Annotated in this window: 20 protein-coding genes; 11 read left to right on the plus strand and 9 right to left on the minus strand. The window is 69.5% G+C overall.

The annotated features are described in order from the left end of the window. Positions 1–281 precede the first annotated feature (281 nt). Positions 282–524: a ferredoxin gene (locus EXE48_RS17620; protein ID WP_121564921.1), complete on the plus strand. Its 243-nt coding sequence runs from the start codon at positions 282–284 to the stop codon at positions 522–524. 355 nt (positions 525–879) lie between these two features. Here EXE48_RS17620 and hemB read toward each other — a convergent pair whose 3' ends face one another. The 3 genes from hemB to EXE48_RS17630 are packed head-to-tail and all read right to left on the minus strand — an operon-like array spanning position 880 to position 3,028. Beyond that, entirely contained in the window at positions 880–1,860 is a 981-nt protein-coding gene (gene hemB / locus EXE48_RS17625) for a porphobilinogen synthase (RefSeq protein WP_053770248.1), read from the minus strand. A gap of 48 nt (positions 1,861–1,908) precedes the next feature. Beyond that, entirely contained in the window at positions 1,909–2,073 is a 165-nt protein-coding gene (locus EXE48_RS18880; protein ID WP_006114727.1) for a DUF6757 family protein, read from the minus strand. A gap of 25 nt (positions 2,074–2,098) precedes the next feature. Beyond that, entirely contained in the window at positions 2,099–3,028 is a 930-nt protein-coding gene (locus EXE48_RS17630; protein ID WP_137712124.1) for a PHP domain-containing protein, read from the minus strand. A 146-nt stretch (positions 3,029–3,174) separates the two neighbouring features. Between EXE48_RS17630 and EXE48_RS17635 the strand changes: the two genes are divergently transcribed. Beyond that, on the plus strand, positions 3,175–3,459 hold the full coding sequence (locus EXE48_RS17635; RefSeq protein ID WP_053770250.1) for a DUF5789 family protein: 285 nt from the start codon (positions 3,175–3,177) through the stop codon (positions 3,457–3,459). 140 nt (positions 3,460–3,599) lie between these two features. Here the strand turns inward: EXE48_RS17635 and EXE48_RS17640 are convergent, their stop codons facing one another. Then, positions 3,600–4,649, minus strand: coding sequence for a DUF5784 family protein (locus EXE48_RS17640; protein ID WP_137712125.1), 1,050 nt, complete (start codon positions 4,647–4,649; stop codon positions 3,600–3,602). Positions 4,650–4,772: 123 nt separating this feature from the next. Between EXE48_RS17640 and EXE48_RS18525 the strand changes: the two genes are divergently transcribed. Then, the gene (locus tag EXE48_RS18525; RefSeq protein ID WP_233561650.1) at positions 4,773–4,940 is read left to right on the plus strand and encodes a DUF5786 family protein; all 168 of its coding nucleotides are present in this window, start codon (positions 4,773–4,775) and stop codon (positions 4,938–4,940) included. Between the two features lie 102 nt (positions 4,941–5,042). Here EXE48_RS18525 and EXE48_RS17645 read toward each other — a convergent pair whose 3' ends face one another. Both EXE48_RS17645 and EXE48_RS17650 read right to left on the minus strand, forming a co-directional pair. Further along, entirely contained in the window at positions 5,043–5,723 is a 681-nt protein-coding gene (locus EXE48_RS17645; protein WP_053770252.1) for a DUF7530 family protein, read from the minus strand. Next, on the minus strand, positions 5,720–6,664 hold the full coding sequence (locus EXE48_RS17650; protein WP_053770253.1) for an NAD(P)H-binding protein: 945 nt from the start codon (positions 6,662–6,664) through the stop codon (positions 5,720–5,722). Before EXE48_RS17650 ends, EXE48_RS17645 begins: the two co-directional genes overlap by 4 nt. Before the next feature lie 80 nt (positions 6,665–6,744). On the opposite strand from EXE48_RS17650, the gene EXE48_RS17655 reads away from it, so the two are divergent. From EXE48_RS17655 to EXE48_RS17670, 4 genes are all read left to right on the plus strand, one after another. Next, complete coding sequence (locus EXE48_RS17655) at positions 6,745–7,659, plus strand: MBL fold metallo-hydrolase (protein ID WP_137705056.1); 915 nt, start codon at positions 6,745–6,747, stop codon at positions 7,657–7,659. A 110-nt stretch (positions 7,660–7,769) separates the two neighbouring features. Then, complete coding sequence (gene pspAB, locus EXE48_RS17660; RefSeq protein WP_053770255.1) at positions 7,770–8,375, plus strand: PspA-associated protein PspAB; 606 nt, start codon at positions 7,770–7,772, stop codon at positions 8,373–8,375. 22 nt (positions 8,376–8,397) lie between these two features. Next, positions 8,398–8,904 (plus strand): hypothetical protein, encoded by a 507-nt coding sequence (locus tag EXE48_RS17665; protein WP_053770256.1) that lies wholly within the window; start codon positions 8,398–8,400, stop codon positions 8,902–8,904. Further along, positions 8,901–9,533: an IMPACT family protein gene (locus EXE48_RS17670; protein ID WP_053770257.1), complete on the plus strand. Its 633-nt coding sequence runs from the start codon at positions 8,901–8,903 to the stop codon at positions 9,531–9,533. The genes EXE48_RS17665 and EXE48_RS17670 overlap by 4 nt, the downstream gene beginning before the upstream one ends. A 39-nt stretch (positions 9,534–9,572) precedes the next feature. Here the strand turns inward: EXE48_RS17670 and EXE48_RS17675 are convergent, their stop codons facing one another. Continuing rightward, positions 9,573–11,192 (minus strand): DNA-directed DNA polymerase II small subunit, encoded by a 1,620-nt coding sequence (locus EXE48_RS17675; RefSeq protein WP_121599855.1) that lies wholly within the window; start codon positions 11,190–11,192, stop codon positions 9,573–9,575. Positions 11,193–11,321: 129 nt separating this feature from the next. Between EXE48_RS17675 and EXE48_RS17680 the strand changes: the two genes are divergently transcribed. Continuing rightward, entirely contained in the window at positions 11,322–12,401 is a 1,080-nt protein-coding gene (locus EXE48_RS17680) for a S26 family signal peptidase (protein WP_137712126.1), read from the plus strand. A gap of 43 nt (positions 12,402–12,444) precedes the next feature. Here the strand turns inward: EXE48_RS17680 and EXE48_RS17685 are convergent, their stop codons facing one another. Both EXE48_RS17685 and EXE48_RS17695 read right to left on the minus strand, forming a co-directional pair. Further along, the gene (locus EXE48_RS17685; protein WP_137712127.1) at positions 12,445–14,253 is read right to left on the minus strand and encodes a Cdc6/Cdc18 family protein; all 1,809 of its coding nucleotides are present in this window, start codon (positions 14,251–14,253) and stop codon (positions 12,445–12,447) included. Positions 14,254–15,176: 923 nt separating this feature from the next. After that, positions 15,177–15,929: a TetR/AcrR family transcriptional regulator gene (locus tag EXE48_RS17695; protein WP_137712129.1), complete on the minus strand. Its 753-nt coding sequence runs from the start codon at positions 15,927–15,929 to the stop codon at positions 15,177–15,179. Between the two features lie 464 nt (positions 15,930–16,393). On the opposite strand from EXE48_RS17695, the gene dipA reads away from it, so the two are divergent. From dipA to EXE48_RS17710, 3 genes are read left to right on the plus strand one after another with little or no spacing between them, the layout of a single operon-like run. Further along, a complete protein-coding gene (gene dipA / locus EXE48_RS17700; RefSeq protein WP_006114713.1) occupies positions 16,394–17,035 on the plus strand; it encodes a divisome-positioning GTPase DipA in 642 nt (213 codons plus the stop codon). Then, the gene (gene dipB / locus EXE48_RS17705; protein ID WP_006114712.1) at positions 17,035–17,448 is read left to right on the plus strand and encodes a divisome-positioning protein B; all 414 of its coding nucleotides are present in this window, start codon (positions 17,035–17,037) and stop codon (positions 17,446–17,448) included. The genes dipA and dipB overlap by 1 nt, the downstream gene beginning before the upstream one ends. Beyond that, the gene (locus EXE48_RS17710; RefSeq protein ID WP_137712130.1) at positions 17,449–18,087 is read left to right on the plus strand and encodes an OapC/ArvC family zinc-ribbon domain-containing protein; all 639 of its coding nucleotides are present in this window, start codon (positions 17,449–17,451) and stop codon (positions 18,085–18,087) included. The last annotated feature ends 77 nt before the right edge of the window (positions 18,088–18,164 follow it).

The raw sequence follows: 18,164 nt of genomic DNA on the forward strand, positions 1-18,164 counted from the left end.
ACGAAGCCGTGGCGACGAGACGAGTGAGAGGCTGGGCGATTTGGACCTGCCGACAGGTCACCGGAGAACCCCCCAAAGCACCGGCCGGGAGGCGGGCACAGGCGACGCAAGCACCGCAGGGAGCGAGTGGAACGAGCGACTGAGGAGCGCAGCGAGCGTGTGCCCGCCTCCCGGCCGGTGCTTTGGGGGGTTCTCCGGTGACCTGTCGGCAGGTCCAAATCGACCAGACTCTCACTCGTCTCGTCGCCACGGCTTTGTATCGGCTCGCCGAACCAGTGATCATGTACGTCGAGTTCGACCGCGACACCTGCGTCGGGATGTTCCAGTGCGTCGCCGAGTGGGACGCCTTCGAGAAAGACCTGAACGACGGGAAGGCGGATCTGGCGGGGAGCACGGAGGAGGACGAGGACCTGTTCGTCGTCGAAGTGCCCGACGGGGAGGAGCTCGACGCGAAGTTCGCGGCGCGCTCGTGCCCGGTCGACGCCATCGAAGTGTACGACGACGACGGCGAACAGGTGGTGTAGCCGGTTCGAGATCCGAGAGGTTGCTGTGTGTCGAGGGAGACCACCTCCAAAGCCCCAGCCGCGACGGCTCGCGCGGCTCGGTGCGCTCCTCGACCGCTCACTCCGTTCGCGGTCTGCGGTGCTTCCGTCGCCGTGCTTCGCCCTCGCGGCTGCCCCTTTGAGTCCCGCTCCGCACAGCACAGCTACCACAGCCTCACCCTCCCCAGCCTCGCGGTTCGCTCGGGGCTCCCTCCGGTCGCCCCTCACTCACCGCGTCCCTCGCACGCGCTCCTCGCGGCCGCCGGGAGCGGCCGCTCGCAGGCGCGCGCCGGGGGAGTATGTTTGAGAAAGCGCGTCTGCTCCCCTCCGGCTTTATTTATAAGTGATCGGCCACGTCCTCGGCGAAGTACGTGATGATCAGGTCCGCGCCCGCGCGCTTGAGCGCGGTGAGCGACTCCAGCGCGGTCGCCTCTAGGTCGAGCCACCCCTTCTCCGCGGCGGCGTGGAGCATCGCGTACTCGCCGGAGACGTTGTACGCGGCGATGGGGCGGTCGAACTCTCGCCGGAGGTCCCCGACGACGTCGAGGTACGGCAGGCCGGGCTTCACCATCAGCACGTCCGCGCCCTGCTCGGCGTCGAGACGAGCTTCCCGGAGCGCCTCGCGGCGGTTCGCGGGGTCCATCTGGTAGTGCCGGCGGTCGCCGAACGCGGGCGCGCCGTCGGCCGCGTCGCGGAAGGGGCCGTAGAAGGCGGACTCGTACTTCGCGGCGTAGCTCAGGATGGCCACGTCCTCGTGTCCCGCCTCGTCGAGCGCCGTGCGGATCGCCCCCACCTGCCCGTCCGCCATCGCGGAGGGGGCGACCACGTCCGCGCCCGCGTCGGCCTGCGAGACCGCGGTGCGCGCGAGCAGGTCGAGCGTCTCGTCGTTCTTCACGGTGAGCGTCGGGTCCGACTCGGCGGTCTCCTCGATGACCCCGCAGTGGCCGTGGTCGGTGTACTCACAGAGGCAGACGTCGCCGATCACGGTGGCGTCGGTCTCGGCCGCGATCCGGCGGATCGCGCGCTGGACGACGCCGTCGTCGGCGTACGCCCGGCTCCCGGACGCGTCCTTCGACTCGGGGACGCCGAAGAGGATGACGGCCTCGACGCCGGTCTCGCCGATCTCGGCGACGCGGTCGACGGCCTCGTCGACGGGCACGCGCTCGTGGCCGGGCATCGTCTCGATGGGCACGCGCTCGTCGGTCGTCGCGTCGACGAAGACGGGCGCGACGAGGTCCGACGCCGAGAGGTCGGTCTCGGCGACGAGCGGGCGAACGCCGTCGGTCCGGAGGCGCCGCGGCCGGTCCGTGAGGTCCATGCCGACCGGTTGGTCCCGTGCCGCCTTTTACCGTTCGTCTCGGTCCGGCTACTCCGAGGACTCGATGTCGATCCGGTCGCGGAGCTCGGCCAGCTCGTCCGACTCGGCGAGCTCCTCGACGCGCTGTTTGAAGTGGGACTCGCAGAGGCCGACGACCACGCCGCGCTGCTCCGCCTCGTACGTGGCCTCCCGGTCGCAGTAGTGGCACCGCATACGCGTCACTCCGTCCGGCGCGGGCTTAATCCTGTTCGTCGGGCGCCGTGACGGGGGACGACCGGACGGGGACCGGTTCGGGGAGCCGTTCGCGGACGGCCTCGAACGCCGATTCCGTCAGCCCGGCGACCCCGAGGGTGCGCTCGTGCGCGTCCGTGCCGCCGGTTCTGAGCAGGCCGGCCTCGGCGGCGACGCGGTCGATCCGCTCGTCGTCGACGGCGCGGCCGTACGGGTAGAAGCGCTCGATCGCGCCGATCGCGTCGCGGTCGCGGGCGACCCCGAGCGCCTCGTCGACGCGCTCGTACCGGAACGGGTGCGCGAGCCCGACGAGCGCGCAGGCGTCGGCGAGCAGGTCCAACCCCTCGTCGAGCGGAGTCACCTCGCGCGCGACGTAACACGGCCCGTCGTTCCCGATCAGCTCGTCGAAGGCGCCGGCGTAGTCGTAGGGCGCGTCGGACTCCTCGATCGCCCGCGCGATGTGCGGGCGCCCCAGTCCCTCGCGGGGCGCCACGTCGAGGTCGACGCCGAGCCGGTCCTCGACCGCGTCGAGGATGGCGGCGCCGCGCTCGCGGCGGTCGCGCTGGAGGCGCTCGACCTCCGCGTCGAGCGCGTCGGTGTGTTCGACGCCGTACCCGAGGAGGTCGAGGCGCTCGAAGCCGGCGTCGACCCGGAGTTCGATCCCCCTGACGATCCGAACGCCGTCGCGCTCGACGACGGGCGCGTCGAGTTCGGGGTGGATCCGGTCGTGGTCGGTGACGGCGACCCAGTCGACGCCGGCCTCGCGGGCGGCCGCGGGCACCTCGTCGAGCGTCAGGGTCCCGTCCGAGACGGTCGTGTGCGCGTGGAGGTCGGCGACGACGGAGTCGACGGAGTCGGCCTGGGCAGCGGAGTCCGCCGGTTCGGCGGAGTCGGTCGATCCGGCGGAATCGACGGAATCGGCGGATTCTGGGGGCATGGGAGCGAATAGCCCGCCCCGGCACTAAGCGACGGCGGTCCGGTTCGCGGCCGCGGAACTCGCATATAAGGAGGTATAAGGTATCCCCTCCGACTAAGGTCGTACATGGACAATCATTAAGAACCATCGGCGGTTTTCAGCTGTTGATGCGCTTGAACGGCGTCGACGACCGACTCGAACGGCACCAGTACCCGACCACCTCTGAGGAGATCATCGCGGCTCACGGCAACGCGACCGTAGAGCTCGCGAACGGGTCCGAGCGGCTCGGCGACGTCTTGGAGCGGTTCGGCGACCAGACGTTCGAGGACGCGGAAGACGTGTTCACCACGCTCCGGGCCGGCGTCTGTCACCGCGGCGTCGGTCGCCGGTTCTACTCGGACCGCGACCCGACCACCGACGCGGAGGACGGGCCCGCGCCAGTCTCGTTCTGACGCGGCGAACCGCGCGAAGTCCATACCCTTCTTTCCGAAGCCCGACCGCGGAGCGTCGCCGATCCGCAGATTCCGGACGCCGCGACCCGCGACGCGGCTACGACACGCCGTCGACGACGAGCGACGCGACTGCGACGCGGCTACGACACGCCGTCGACGACGCCGGAGAGGTCGAGCGGGACCGACCCCTTCCGGTACCCCTCGATCGACCCGTCGGGCTCGGCGCGGTACACGACCGCGGGCTTGTGACGGACCGCGGGCTCGGCCGCGCGCACGGCGGCCCACTCGTCGGCGGGGAACGACGAGCAGTCGACGAACAGCGTGACGCCGCCCGCGTGGGCCGCGAGCTGGCCGCTGGTCTTCGTCTCGGCGGTGTCGCGGACGGCCGCGACGGGGTCGTTCGCGGAGCGGCCGGCGGTCGGCTGCGGGCGCGTCACCTCGACGAGGTGGCCGGCGCCGGTCGCGGGATCGGTCGCGCGGAAGTCGAGCGAGTGCCCGGTCGTCACCTCGATCTCCGGCGTGATCTCGTACCCCGCGTCGGAGAGGATCCGGGCCGCGGCGAACTCGGCTATCGCCGCGCTCATGCGGACGAGGTCCCGCGACGCGGAGGTGCCGAGCTTCCCGGCCATGACCTCGCGGTAGTCGTCCAGCGTCCCCGGCCGGAGGGTCTCCTCGACGAAGCCGGTGCCCGCCTCGCGGGTCGCGTCCGGGAACCCGGCGGCGTGGTCGCGGAAGAACGCCCGGCTCGTCTCCGCGCCGTCCTTCGAGCAGAACACCGGCAGGAAGTACCACGAGACGTGCGGGTAGTCGGCCAGCCACGGCTCGTCGTCGTGGAGCCCGGCGAGGAGCTCGCGCTGCGCCCACCGGGAGACCGGGTAGGGCGCCTCGTCGAACCCGTACTTGTCCGTCCGCCAGAGCTCGCTCGGGGTCTCCGTGTTGCCCAGCCAGTACCCGACCGGGCCGCCGTCGGCGCCGGTCGGCGGGTCCGAGTCACTGTCGGTCCAGCAGAAGAGCGCGAACGACCCGTCGTCCATGTCGAACCGGCGCGCCTCGTAGTCCGGCGGCGGGGCGAACCACGGGTCGCCGGCGGTCGCTCCGAGGTTCTCGTCGAGGGGGCGAGCGAGCTGCGACCGGACGCGGTCCGCCGTCCACCGACCGGGCGAGCGCCTGAAGCGGAGCGGTTGTGCCACGCCCGTTCGGTATCACGCCGCGCGGTTAATCGATTCCGGTGGCCGGCCCCGAACGTTCACGGTCTTTAACGTTTACCGACAGGTATATTACAGGAAACGGCCAAGTGTAGTCGTACCATGTCAATGGGTGCCTATGACGAGACCGAACACGAGCGTCGCGAGAAGAAGACCAGCGAAGTCGACGCCGACTTCGACGCGGAGCGGCCCGAGTACTCCGGCTCCCTGACCTACGACTCGGGCGACTCGACGGAGGCACTCCTCGACAAGTTCGAAGAGCTTCAGGGCGAGTGACGCGGCCGCGGCGACGCCGCGTTTTCTGATTCTGTTCTCAACCGCCGAGTACGAAGCCGTAGGCGACGACGACCGCCGAGTGGCGACGCCGCGAGCGACGGCTCAGGTGAGCCAGATCGCGAGCGAGCAGACGACGGCGACGGCGATGACGTGCCCGACCACCGCGCCGAGCAGCACGGGCTCGGTGAGCAGGAACGGGACGAGCGCCAACTGGACGAGCGAGAAGCCGATGTTCTCGGCGTCGAGCCGGCGGACGGTCGCCCGCTCCTCGTCCGGGAGGTCGACGTGGACCGCGCGCCACAGCGCCACGACCGCGCTCCACCACGAGGTGCCGATCCGGTAGGTCAGGTCCCAGAGGACGAGCAGCGTGAGGTAGACGACGGGGAGCGGGGGGTCGTCCCCGAACAGCCGGTCGATGAGGGTCGGCCCGCCGGTCGCGTCCCACGCGAACAGGTAGGTGAGCAGCGCGATGAACGCCAGCACGCCCAACACGATCTCGATGCTCGACCCGAACAGCAGGCGCTTGTGCTCGGGCGGCGTGCCGAGCAGCCGGTTCTTCGCCCCGAGGCGGTGCATCTCGACGCTGCCGACGGCCGCGACGACGACCGCGACCGTCCCGGCGACGACGGCGTCCCAGGTCCCGTAGTACCAGCCGAGCGCCACCACGCCGACCTCGAAGATGGCGAACTGGAGCGCGACCGCCAGCGTGCGCGAGACGTCGAGTCCCGGGATCCCGCCGACGAGGCTCTCGTACACCCACGTCTCCCCGTACTCGCGGCTCACGGCGAGACCCCGGGCAGCGCGCTCAGCGGCGACGCCTCCGCGTTCTGCGACTCGGTCAGCGCCCGGGCGACCGCGAGCTCGAAGGGCGTGCGCTCGACGGGCACCAGCTCCCGGATCCGGTCGTCCTCGACGATCACGGTGTTGCGGAGCCCCTCGACCAGCGACCGGGCGAGGTAGGGGTTCACGTCGGTGACGAGCCGGAGCCACCGGGCTGACAGTCCGGGGCTCAACACCGGGACCCGCACGATCCGGAGGGAGTGGCCGAGCTGGCGCCTGGTCCGGCGGAGGATCTCGGCGTATGTCAGCACTTCCGGTCCTCCGATCTCGAACGTCTCGCCGGCGGTCTCGGGGGCGGAGAGGACCCCCGCCAGATACGCGATCACGTCGCCGATCGCGATCGGCTGGCACAGCGTGTCGACCCACTTCGGCGTGACCATCACGGGGAGTCGCCGAGCGAGCCCGGACACCACCTCGAAGCTCGCGCTCCCGGCGCCGATGATGATCGCGGCGCGCAGCGTCGTGAGCGCCGGGTCGCCCTCGGCGAGGATCCGCTCCACCTCGCGGCGCGACCGGAGGTGCTCGGAGAGCTCCTCGCGGTCTTCTCCGAGCCCGCCGAGGTAGACGATCCGGTCGATCCCGGCGGCCGACGCGGCCGCAACGAAGTTCCTCGCGCAGTTCCGGTCGCGCTCCTCGTACCCCGGGCCGCCGTCCATCGAGTGGACGAGGTAGTACGCGGCGTCGACCGCCTCGCCGTCGAGTTCGAACGCCGGGGGGAGCGTCTCCGGTTCCAGGAGGTCGCCCTCGACGACCGAGACGCCCTCGGGCGCGTCGTAGCCGTCGGCGTCGCGGACGAGCGCGACCACGTCGTGGCCGCGCGAGAGGAGCGTCGGGACGAGTCGGCTCCCGACGAATCCGGTCGCGCCGGTGACGAGCACTCGCATACCGTCTCCTGGGGCGGAACGACCATAAGCCTCGGCCCCCGGACCGATCGCTAGAAGTGCCCCCGGGTTCCTCCTCCGGTATGCGCGCAGGCGAGTTCGAACCGGTCCGCGGCGTCGAGGACCTGTACGTCCACGACACCGGGATGTTCGACACCGACGAGTACGGCGCCGTTTACGTGTACGACGCCGAGCGACCGATCGTGATAGACACGGGGACGGGGGCGAACCGGGAGTCCCTGTTCGAGAGCATAGAGGCGATCGGGATCGACCGCGAGGAGCTCGCGTGGATACTCCCGACCCACGCCCACCTCGACCACGCGGGCGGCGCCGGGTACCTCGCGGAGCGCTATCCGAACGCCGAGGTCCGGGTGCCCGAGAAGGGCGTCCGCCACCTCGTCGACCCCGACGCGCTCGTCGCCGGCACCAAGTCGGCGGTCGAGGAGCAGTGGGAGTACTACGCCGAGCCGCGGCCGGTCCCGGACGAGCGGATCGCGGGCGTCGCCGACGGCGACCGGATCGACCTCGGCGACCGCGAGCTCGTCGTCCGCGACGCGCCGGGGCACGCCCCCCACCACGCGGTCTACCACGACCCCGACGCGGACGTGGTGTTCGCCGCCGACGCCGCCGGCATCTACGTCCCCGCGGTCGACGCGGTGACCCCGACGACGCCGCCGCCCCAGTTCGACTTCGAGCAGTGCCTCGACGACATCCGGCTGATCGAGGAGATCGACCCCGAGACGGTCTGTTTCGGTCACTTCGGGCCGCGGACCTGCGACGAGGCCCTGATCGGCGAGGCGAAGCGAGCGTACGTCGAGTGGGTCGAGCGCGTCAGGGAGAAGCGCGCCGAACTCGGCGACGACGAGGCGGTCGTCGAGCACTTCGAGTCGGCGAGCCGCGACGTCGACTACTGGAACCGCGAGCGCGCGCGGGCGAACGCGAGCCTGAACGCGAGAGGCGTGTTAACGTACCTCGACCGCGTCGGCGACGAGGCGTGACTCGTCGGAGGGGGGGAAGGGCAGGAAAGCGACTCAGCGGGAAGCGGCGACGGAGGCGCGGACCCGGCGAGAGAAACGCCCTAAACCCCGCCGCCCGTAGGCCGCGGCAGATGGGCATCTTCGACACGATCCGGGCCGTGCTCGGGACGAGCGCCGAGACCGACGCGACCCGCGAGGCGGACCCCGAGGACCTCTTCGGGATGTCGACCGCGTACATGACGATGGAGGCGGACCTCCGCTACGACCACTGCGGCGAGGCCGCCCTGTGCTTCTCCGGGATGGACAGCACGCGCTTCGACGAGGCGGTCGAGACCGTCGAGGCCATCCTGGAGGCCGGCGAGATCGACACCGGCACCGGCTTCCACCGGTACGAGGACGACCACGGCTACCAGTGGTTCGTGCTGGAGGACGACGACCCCGAGGACCTGGTGACGAGCGTCCACTTCGCGGCCGACCAGTTCATCGAGGAGGGGTTCGGGTCGCGGCTGCTCGCGGCCGTCTTCGGCTTCGAGAACGACGACGGTCCGGTCTACTGGATCTACTCGTTCCGCCGGGGCGCGTACTACCCGTTCGCGCCGCGGGGGACGAACGACCGGAACCAGCGGGTCGAGTTCAAGCTCCAGTCCGTCCTGGACGGCGAGCTCGGCTTAGAGGACGACGAGTCGTACTGGTACCCGCTGTGGCCCGACGCGCCCGGGAGCCACCCGTGGGAGTGACCGCCGAGCCGACGGTGGTCCGATGAGCGACGGCCGCGGCCCGACCGGCGGGCCGGAACTCGGCGTCGGGTCCGACGCGGACGGTCGGAACGCCCCGAAGAAGCGCCTGCTCCGCGGCGTCGCCGTCCAGGCCGCGGCCGTCGCGGCGGCGGTCCACCTGCTGTGGGCGTGGCCCCGGCTCGGCTCGCCCCCGGACGCCCGCCCGTACCTCTTCCTCGCCGGAAGCGCGCTCGCCGCGGCGGTCGCCGTCGCGACGCTCCGGGCGGGCGAGTACCGTCGTCTGTACGCCCTCGGGGCGGGGACGCTCGGGACGTTCCTCGGCGGGTTCCTCGCGTGGCACGGGACCGGCGCCTCCGCGGCGCTCGCGGCCGAGCCGCTGGCGGTCGTCGCGGCGATAGCGGAGGTCGTCGGGGTCGTCGCCTTCCTCGCGCTGTACCGCCTCGCGCCGCCGACGAGCGTCGCCCTCGAACGGCGACGGGACGAGGCACCGGACGAGGCGTCGGGGGACGGGGGGGAGGGGCCGCCGTGAGCGACGCGTACCTGACGGTCGCCGAGCGCGCGACCGCGCGGTTCGAGATTCAAGGGTCGGAGTTCCTCGGCCACGTCGCGCCCGTCGACACGGTCGAGGCGGCCGAGTCGTTCGTCGCGGCGGTCCGCGAAGAGTACGCGGACGCGACCCACAACGTGCCCGCGTACCGCGTGCCCGCGGGCGAGCCGTCCGAGCGGACGCCGGGGTCGGAGCCGATGCTCAGGGAGTACTCGTCGGACGACGGCGAGCCGACCGGATCGGCGGGCAAGCCCGCGTTGAACGTGCTCCAGCAGCGCGAGGTCCGGAACGTCGCCGCGGTGGTGACGCGGTACTACGGCGGGACGAACCTCGGGGTCGGCGGGCTCGCGCGCGCCTACTCGCGCGCGGTGAAGGACGGTATCGACGCCGCCGGCGTGGTCGAGGAGCGGCCGCACCGCGCCCTCGTCGTCGAGACCGAGTACGACGACTCGGGGACGGTCCGGGGCGTGATCGAGTCGGCGGGCGTCGAGTTCGACGCCGACTACGGCGAGCGCGTCCGGTTCGATCTCCGGGTTCCTGTCGAGGAGGTCGAGGCGCTCCGCGAGCGGCTCAACGACGCGACGAGCGGACGGGTCGAGATCGGACGCTAGCGGTCGCCGGAGACCCGGAACGCGGTCCGAGGGCTCCACCTACGAGAACTTCCGGACCGTCATGTCGAGGGTGTCGAGGTCGAGGATGGGGGCGTAACCGGCGTCGGGGTCGATGTTGACGGACTTCTGGAAGTCGGTCTGGGCCTGCCAGCAGCCGGAGTTGACCGCGAGCACGTTGTGGTACTTCCCCCAGCCGAGCTTGTGGACGTGGCCGGTGTGGAACACGTCGGGCACGTCCTCGATGACGAGGTAGTCGCGCTCCTCGGGCGCGACGCGGGTGTGACCGCCGAACTGCGGGGCGACGTGGCGCTTCTTCAACAGGTGGTACATCGCCTTGTGCGGCTCGTCGTAGCTCGCCTTCTCCTCCGGCAGCTCCGCGATCACCTCGTCGAGCGAGACGCCGTGGTACATCAGGACCTCCACGCCCTCGACCGAGACGGTGGCCGGGTTCGAGACGATCCGGGCGTCGTGGACGTCGAGGATGTCCCGGATCTCGTCGTCGAAGCCCGGCTGCGGCTCGGCGAGCCGGACCGCGTCGTGGTTGCCGGGGATCATCACGACCTCGGTGTCGGCGGGCACCTCCTTGAGGTGCTCCGAGAAGGCCTCGTACTGCTCGTAGATGTCCACGATGTCCAGCTCCTCGTCCTGATCGGGGTAGACGCCGACCCCCTCGACCATGTCGCCCGCGAGGAGGAGGTACTCCACGGGGTCGGCCTCGGGGGTGTGGAGCCAGTCGGTGAACGAGTGCCACGCGTCGGCCATGAACTCGTCGCTGCCGACGTGGACGTCGGAGATCAGCGCGGCCTGGACGTGGCGGTCCGCGCCGCCCGGGCGGTGGGTCCGAGGGACGTCCGGGAAGTGGAGCGAGTCGGCGAAGAGGATGCCGGCGTCGTCCGCGAGCGACCCCTCGACGGCGACGCACTCGTCTAAGAGGATCTCGTCGACCACGTCGGCGAGGCCCTTGTCCTTCATGACGAGGGCGGGGAAGGTCCCGGTGGTGTCCTCCAACTCGATCAGCCAGTGGCCGGACTTCGTGGAGCGCACGTCGTTGACGAGGCCGATCATCGCGGCGTCGCTGCCGCCCGGCATGTCGGCGATCGCCTCCGCGGGCCGGTGGTTGACGCGGCCGCGGAGGATCTTCGAGAGCCGCTCGTAGCGGTCGCGGAACGTCGTGACGAAGTCCGTGTACTCGCCGGTCCCCGTGCTGCGCCCGGTCATGTCGTTGCCGACTTCGAGGTCGCGCAGCTCCGGGTCCCGAGACGCCCCGGAACCGGTAGACGAACGGTCCCGGTCGGCGGACGAACGGTCGTGGTCGGCGGAGGAGGAACCCGGGCCGGCGGAGGGGGAATCGGAGCCGTCGACCGCGGTCGCGGAGCCCGGCTCAGTCGCCCCCGCGTTTGGATCGGTAGACCCCTTCGTTTCGACTGGAGATTGTCCCGTTTCGTCGGGAGAGGCGTCCGATCTGTCGGCGTCACCGATCGCCTCGCGGACGTGGTCGGCGGTGATCCGGAGGGCGTCGTCGGGGGCGCGGTCGACGGCGGCCGCGACGGCGGCGGCCGGGTCGGTCGCGCCCGCGAGCAGGGTCACCGCCTCGCGCTCCGCGTTGTAGCCGCGCTCGGCGAGGGCCTTCGCGATCCGGGCGTTCGACTCCAGCGGCACGCTACCCGAAAGGGGGGTCGCGGGCAAAACCGTTCCGGAGGCGTCGAAGGAAGTCGGTGCGCGGGAGCCCGAGCCCCCGGAACGCGGGGACCCGGAAGCTTATGAACGGAACCCCCCAAAGCCGAGGTAATGGACGAACGGGATCGGCCGACGGGCTCCGACGAGTCGGCCGGTCGAGGCGGGCGGACGGACGAGGAGTCCGCGGCGGCGTCCGAGGGCTCGGACGACGGAGCGTCCGGCGAATCGGTCGACCGGTTTTCTGACGAGTCGGCCGACCGGCTTCCCGACGAGTCGGATAACCAACCCCCTGACGAGTCGGACGACCGACTTCCCAGCGAGTCCGCCGCTCCGACCTCCGTCGGCGAGGGCGACGTGCCTCCCGATTCCGAGGCCGACGCTCAGCCTCGGGACGAACCCGGGTCGCTTGGGCAGAGCGACGCCGCGACCGGACAGCGGAGCGCGTCGAGAGCGGGAGGGGAATCGGAATTCGAGTCGGGAGAGCCGACAGCGGACGAATCGCTCGTACACCGGTTCCGGCACGACCGGGAGGGCGCGCTGATGTGGATCCGGGAGATGCTGTCGAGCGTCGCCGTCGTTCTCCTGGTCGGACTGCTGCTGTTCGGCGTCAGCGGCGTGTGGCCGCCGATGGTCGCCGTGGAGTCGGGGAGCATGGAGCCGAACATGCGGGTCGGCGACCTGGTGTTCGTCACCGAACCCGGCCGGCTCGCGCCGGACGCGGCCGAAAACGGGGTCGGCGTCGTCACCCACGAGGTGGGCCAAGAGGTCGACTATCGGACGTTCGGGTCCTACGGGTCGGTGGTGATATACACGCCGCCCGGCCGGACCGGGGCGCCGATCATCCACCGGGCGATGTTCCACGTCACCGAGGGCGAGAACTGGTACGACCGCGCCGACGCGGAGTACCACAACGCCGTCGACTGCGGGTCGCTCGCTAACTGCCCGGCGCCGCACGACGGGTACATCACCCTCGGCGACAACAACGGCGCCTACGACCAGGCCAGCGGCCTCTCGCCGCCGGTCAGGGCCGAGTGGGTGAACGGAGTGGCGCGCCTCCGGGTCCCGTATCTCGGCTACATCCGGCTGATCGCGACGGGACAGGTAGAGCTGAACGAGGCGATAGCGGGGGCGGTGGGAAGCGGCCTCCCGGCGACCGGACCGGTGGGCGCTTCGACTGCGCCGGCGGCGTAGCTTCTGGGGGATCCGGTATTAAGGAAACCTCGACGGACCGAGATTAGTTGTCGAACCGCGCCTGGACGAACGGCTGCGCGTTCTCGATGTCGCCGAGCCGCGAGTCCGACAGGAGCACCGCCTCCGTCTCCTCGACGGGCACGGAGAGGCCCATCTCCTTCGTCCGGCCGTAGCGGCCCTTCGAGACGACGACGGCGTTGACGATCCCGAGCATGTCGAGTTCGCTGATGAGGTCGGTGACCCGTCGCTGGGTTAAGACGTCGGCGTCGATCTCCTCGCAGAGGCGCTTGTAGATGTTGAACACCTCGCCCGTGTTGATGTTGTGGACGCCGTTCTTTTCGAGGAGGATCACCGCGAACAGGACGATCTTGCTCTGCGTCGGGAGCGTGCGGACGACCTCGACGACGCGGTCGAGCTCGATCTTGTCCTGGGCCTGTCGGACGTGTTTCTCCGCGACGATCTCGGCCTGCGAGCGCTCTGCGAGCTCGCCGGCGGTGCGGAGGAGGTCGAGCGCGCGTCGGGCGTCGCCGTGTTCTTGAGCCGCGAAGGCGGCGCAAAGCGGGATCACGTCGTCGGTGAGCGCGTCGGGCTTGAACGCGGTGTCGGCGCGGTGCTGGAGGATGTCGCGGAGCTGGTTGGCGTCGTACGGCGGGAAGACGATCTCCTCCTCGCCGAGGCTCGACTTGACGCGGGGGTCGAGGAAGTCGGTGAACTTCAGGTCGTTCGAGATGCCCATGATCGAGATGCGCGAGCGGTCGAGCTCGGAGTTCATCCGGGAGAGGTTATAGAGGGTGTCGTCGCCGCTCTTCTCGACGAGCTTGTCGATCTCGTCGAGCATGATCACGACCACGCGCTCGTGGTAGTCGACCGCCTCGAAGAACGTCGAGTAGACGCGGTCGGTTGGCCAGCCCGTCATCGGCACCTCCTCCATCTCGTCGGCGTCCTCTTCCAGCGTCTCGATGCGGTCGTCGAGCTCGTCGACCGAGTCGAACTCGGTGTCGGCGAGGGTGGCGGCCGGGTCGCGCCCGGCGGTCTCCGCGGCGTCCGTCGCGTCGGCGCGGAGCCCTTCCAGCCGCTCTAACCGGTCGGCGATCACCGCCTGGTTCTCCTCGATGAACGTGTTCGCGAGCTGGGCGAGGACGCGGTACTGGGTGTCGGTCACCTCGCAGTTGATGTACTCGACCTCGCAGGGCACGTCGTACTTCTGGGAGGTGGACTCGAGCTCCTGGGAGACGAACTTCGCCGAGGCGGTCTTTCCGGTCCCCGTCTTCCCGTAGATGAGGATGTTCGAGGGGGTCTCGCCGCGGAGCGCGGAGACGAGGATGGTCGCCATCCGGTTGATCTGATCGTTGCGGTGGGGGAGCTCGTGCGGCGTGTACGAGGGGCGGAGGACCTCCTTGTTCTCGAATATCGGTTCGCCGGAGAGGAGGTCGTCGAACAGCCCCTGGTTGTCGTCGTCGTCGTCGAGCACGACGCCGTCGAAGTCGACGTCCGGCGACGACCGGTCGCGGCCGCCGTTGTCGAGCCCCGCCGTTTCGGGTCGAGCGTCGGTCGAGAGGGAGGCCGCGTCGGGGTCCGAGTCGGCGTCCGAGACGCCGAAGTCCGATCCCACGTCGACGCCGGTGTCGGACCCGGTCGGAGCGTCGGGGTCGAAATCGTCGACGTCGGGAGAGTCGGACCTTTCGTCCCCGGACTCGGCGGTTGCGGAGCCAGTACGCTTGACGTCGTCGGGATCGGTCGCCGAAGATCGGTTCGACGGCGAGTCCTCGGAGCCGCTGCTATGATCTGATTCGTCGCCGTCGTCCGGGTCGATGCCGCCGTCGGCCCGTGGTGTGTGATCGCCTTCGTCCATGTGAACCCCTCTGTTTCAGGTGGAGACGGCGACGGAACACCCGTCAGACGCCGTCTCCGGTCGGAAACACGCGTTCGCGGTCGGAATCGAGGCCGACCACGTCCAGTTGATACAGTCGAACCAGATGAAGAGACGGTACAAAAGTGTTCCTCTCTGGAGTTGAAACGCCCCCCTCGATCGAGGCGTCGGGGCGATGGAGGGGTCGATTCGGGTCGGACGACGCGTCGGTCGGACCTATCGGGAAACGGATCTGACTCGGACGAGGGCCGGACAGATCGCGAGGCATTTCGACGGGAACAAGACGTGTTGTGGACATCGGCCGCCGTTGCGGCTACCTCGCCCTTCGGCGATTGTCTCGGCAATGTCTGTATCCGAACCCCGCGCACCGCCTCGTTCTCGGCGATTTTGGGCCCCGGTTTCTCGCTCGGAGAGCCGCGTCGGCTGGGGATACCCCCACACCCCTTCGTTTCGGGTGGAACGACGGATAGGTGGGGTGGGGGTGTTAGGCCGTCTATAGATAGCGGCAGTTTTAATACAAATACTATACAATAGTACCCTCGACAATCTACTAAAAATTATATTAGTAGAGTTGTAGCTATTTTATTTGATCTCTGCCCTGATTTTATCTGGTGGGATTCCAACTGACACCCGAGCGGCCACCATCCGTCCCGGCAGTTCTTCGGGTTCCACCTGAAACGAAGGGGTGGGGGGGCTACCGTCCGATCCTGATAGGTCACCGACCTGTTTCGGGTAGCGACAGACCCCAGCCGGGCTACGGCGACGTCGTCCGCTTCGAGGGGTCCAACCGGCTCCGCGACGGCCGCAACGGCCGCGACCGGGCCGGTCTGCGGCTCGTCGCGGTCGACGATTCCTGACGGCACAAGACGGGCCGGAAACGACTCTTTCGACTTCTTGCCGCCTTCCTACTCGCTCCCGTTCGACTGCTCGCCTGCTCCGCTACTCTCGGTCCGTTCGAGCGACTCGAAGATGAACTCGTCCATCGCCTGCCAGGCCTCCTCGGGCGCGTCCTCGTGGCCGAGCGAGATCCGCCGCCCGCGGGCGGCGTGGATGACGTCGGTCACCAGCTGGCCCATCCGCTCCGCGTCGACGTCCCGGAAGACGCCCTCCTCGATCCCCTCCTCGACCACCTCGACGATGCCGCCGCGGATGCGATCGTAGTGCTCGTTGAACACCTCGCGGTGTTCGCCGTCGTTCTGCGCGTGCGTGTACAGCTCGTGGTACACCTTCATCCGGTCCCAGTGGCTGAACTCCTCGAACTCGGGGCCGAACATACACTGGTCGACGCGGGCTCGGAGCTCCGTCCACGGGTCCGCCCCGCCGTCGACGACCACGCTCCCCTCATACTGGTCGATGATGTGTTCGAGGAACGAGGACATCAGGTCGTACTTCCCGTCGAAATGGTAGCGGATGACCTGCCGCGTGAGGTCCATCTCCTCGCCGATGTCGCGCATCCGGAGGTCCTTGTACCCGTGCTTGCTCAGCGCGCGGAACGTCGCCTCCACGATCACCTCTTTCGTGTCCTTCGAGGAGACCGTCTCCTCGCCGGACTCGTCCGAGGGACCGTCCACCGGAGGGTCTCGATCGGACCCGTCGGCGCCGGCGTCGCTCGGGGACTCGACGGAGTCGCCCGCCGGTCCGCCCTGTGATTCGCTCATACCCACACTCTACGGGTGAGGTAGATAATACGACTGCCTCTCGATTGGCTACAACCCGGGAAAATTCAACCCCTCGATCAAATCCTATCCTCGAACATGACACGGAACATCGTGCGAAGCGGGACCGTCGTCTCCCTCGACGCTGCGACCTGTCGCGACGAGGCGAGCGCCCCCTCGACCGGTCGCGACGAGGCGTAACCGGTGACTGGTCGCGACGAGGCGTAACCGGTGACTGGTCGCGACGAGGCGTAACCGGTGACTGGTCGCGACGAGACGTGACCGGTCCCGCGTTTCGGGTCCGTCCGGCGTCGACGCTCCGGATCGGGGATGTCTGACGCAGTTCTTAAGTGAGAGCGGCGAGGACCCTACCGTAATTCCCCGAACGGGCGTCGAGCGCGCGGATCGAACGGCGTCGCGAAACGACCGCGGTGTTCGGGTCAACCACACACGGACTGGAGGTCAGGATGGGACTGCTCACGAATCTCAGAGACAGCATATCGCGGGTCACGGACGGCCTGTTCGCGGCCGACGAGCCCAAGCGGATCGGGATCTACGGACCGCCGAACGCCGGCAAAACGACCCTCGCAAACCGGATCGCACGCGACTGGACGGGTGACGCCGTCGGGCCCGAGAGCCACATCCCCCACGAGACTCGCCGGGCCCGCCGGAAGGAGAACGTGGAGATCGAGCGCAACGGGCGTAAGGTCACCATCGACATCGTCGACACCCCCGGGGTGACGACGAAGGTCGACTACAAGGAGTTCCTCGACCACGACATGGAGAAGGACGACGCCGTCCGCCGGTCGCGCGAGGCGACCGAGGGCGTCGCGGAGGCGATGCACTGGCTCCGCGAGGACGTCGACGGCGTCATCTACGTGCTCGACTCCACCACCGACCCGTTCACGCAGGTGAACACGATGCTGATCGGGATCATCGAGTCGCAGGACCTGCCGGCGCTCATCCTCGCGAACAAGACGGACTTGGAGGGGTCGGACGTCCAGCAGATCGCGAACGCCTTCCCGCAACACGAGACGATCCCGCTGTCCGCGCTGGAGGGCGACAACATGGACGAAGTGTACACCAAGATAGCGGAGTACTTCGGCTGATGCCTGGCCCGAAAGCCAACGTCGACGCCGCGGACGACCCGGACGACGGCGACGACGGCGTCCGGATCGACATGATAAGCGGCGCGCGGATGGAGGGGCTCACGGGGATGGAGAAGATCCGGCTCATCCTCGACGGCGTCCGCGAGGGCAACATCGTCATCCTCGAAGAGGGGCTCTCCCCCGACGAGGAGTCGAAGCTCATCGAGGTGACGATGACCGAGATCAGCCCCGACGACTTCACCGGCATCGAGATAGAGACGTACCCGAAGGCCGAGGCGGGCGACCAGAGCTTCCTCGACAAGCTGATGGGCCGCGAGTCGACCCAGAAGCTCACCGTCATCGGCCCGGCGAACCGCATCGAGACCCTCCACAAAGACGAGAACCTCATCAGCACGCTCGTCTCCCGCAAGTAGATGCCCCACCAGTGTACCTCCTGCGGGCGGACGTTCCCCGACGGCTCCAAGGAGATGCTGTCGGGCTGTCCCGACTGCGGCGGGAACAAGTTCCAGTTCAAGCCCGCCGGGGCCGCGGACGACGCCGGCGCCGACGCGGGCGGCCGGGCGTCCGAGTCCGCTCCCGACCGGTCCGACCGGACGGCACCGGGCCCGGACGACTCGTCGGCGCCGACTACCGACGAGCCCGCGGCCGACCGCCGTCCGACCGAGCCCGCGGACGCGGCGCCGAGCGACGCCTCCGCGAGCGTCGACGCCACGGGCGAGTCCGACGGCACCGAACAGATCGCCGACCGGAGCGACGAGGACACCGCGCAGGCGAGCGCCCGCTCGGAGGTGGTGTCGCCGGACGAACTCGACCGCGCGAGCCGCGACGTCGAGCCCGCGGAGACGCCGACGGCGGAGGAGCCCCAGCCCGGCATCGACGCGCTCCGCGACGAACTGAACGACCAGTTCGAGAGCATCCGCATCGTCAGCCCCGGGCAGTACGAGCTCAACCTGATGGAGCTGTACGACAGACAGGAGTACATCATCTCCCTCCAGGAGGACGGCCGGTACGTCATCGAGATGCCCGACGCGTGGGGCCTTCAGGACGAGTAGGGACCTCTCCGCCCCGACCCCGCGGGGCGGAGAGGTCCCTACTCGTCCTGAAGGCCCCACGCGTCGGGCATCTCGAT

It is taken from the genome of Halorubrum sp. ASP1, assembly GCF_005435135.1.
Lineage (GTDB): Archaea > Halobacteriota > Halobacteria > Halobacteriales > Haloferacaceae > Halorubrum > Halorubrum tropicale.

Coding starts and splice junctions, on each gene's coding strand:
- pspAB (WP_053770255.1), top strand. CDS start 7,770: ATGGGCATCTTCGACACGATCCGGGCCGTGCTCGGGACGAGCGCCGAG.
- EXE48_RS17630 (WP_137712124.1), bottom strand. CDS start 3,028: ATGCCCCCAGAATCCGCCGATTCCGTCGATTCCGCCGGATCGACCGAC.
- EXE48_RS17650 (WP_053770253.1), bottom strand. CDS start 6,664: ATGCGAGTGCTCGTCACCGGCGCGACCGGATTCGTCGGGAGCCGACTC.
- dipB (WP_006114712.1), top strand. CDS start 17,035: ATGCCTGGCCCGAAAGCCAACGTCGACGCCGCGGACGACCCGGACGAC.
- EXE48_RS17710 (WP_137712130.1), top strand. CDS start 17,449: ATGCCCCACCAGTGTACCTCCTGCGGGCGGACGTTCCCCGACGGCTCC.
- EXE48_RS17685 (WP_137712127.1), bottom strand. CDS start 14,253: ATGGACGAAGGCGATCACACACCACGGGCCGACGGCGGCATCGACCCG.
- EXE48_RS17680 (WP_137712126.1), top strand. CDS start 11,322: ATGGACGAACGGGATCGGCCGACGGGCTCCGACGAGTCGGCCGGTCGA.
- hemB (WP_053770248.1), bottom strand. CDS start 1,860: ATGGACCTCACGGACCGGCCGCGGCGCCTCCGGACCGACGGCGTTCGC.
- EXE48_RS17635 (WP_053770250.1), top strand. CDS start 3,175: ATGCGCTTGAACGGCGTCGACGACCGACTCGAACGGCACCAGTACCCG.
- EXE48_RS17665 (WP_053770256.1), top strand. CDS start 8,398: ATGAGCGACGGCCGCGGCCCGACCGGCGGGCCGGAACTCGGCGTCGGG.
- EXE48_RS17695 (WP_137712129.1), bottom strand. CDS start 15,929: ATGAGCGAATCACAGGGCGGACCGGCGGGCGACTCCGTCGAGTCCCCG.
- EXE48_RS17655 (WP_137705056.1), top strand. CDS start 6,745: ATGCGCGCAGGCGAGTTCGAACCGGTCCGCGGCGTCGAGGACCTGTAC.
- EXE48_RS17620 (WP_121564921.1), top strand. CDS start 282: ATGTACGTCGAGTTCGACCGCGACACCTGCGTCGGGATGTTCCAGTGC.
- EXE48_RS18880 (WP_006114727.1), bottom strand. CDS start 2,073: ATGCGGTGCCACTACTGCGACCGGGAGGCCACGTACGAGGCGGAGCAG.
- EXE48_RS18525 (WP_233561650.1), top strand. CDS start 4,773: ATGGGTGCCTATGACGAGACCGAACACGAGCGTCGCGAGAAGAAGACC.
- dipA (WP_006114713.1), top strand. CDS start 16,394: ATGGGACTGCTCACGAATCTCAGAGACAGCATATCGCGGGTCACGGAC.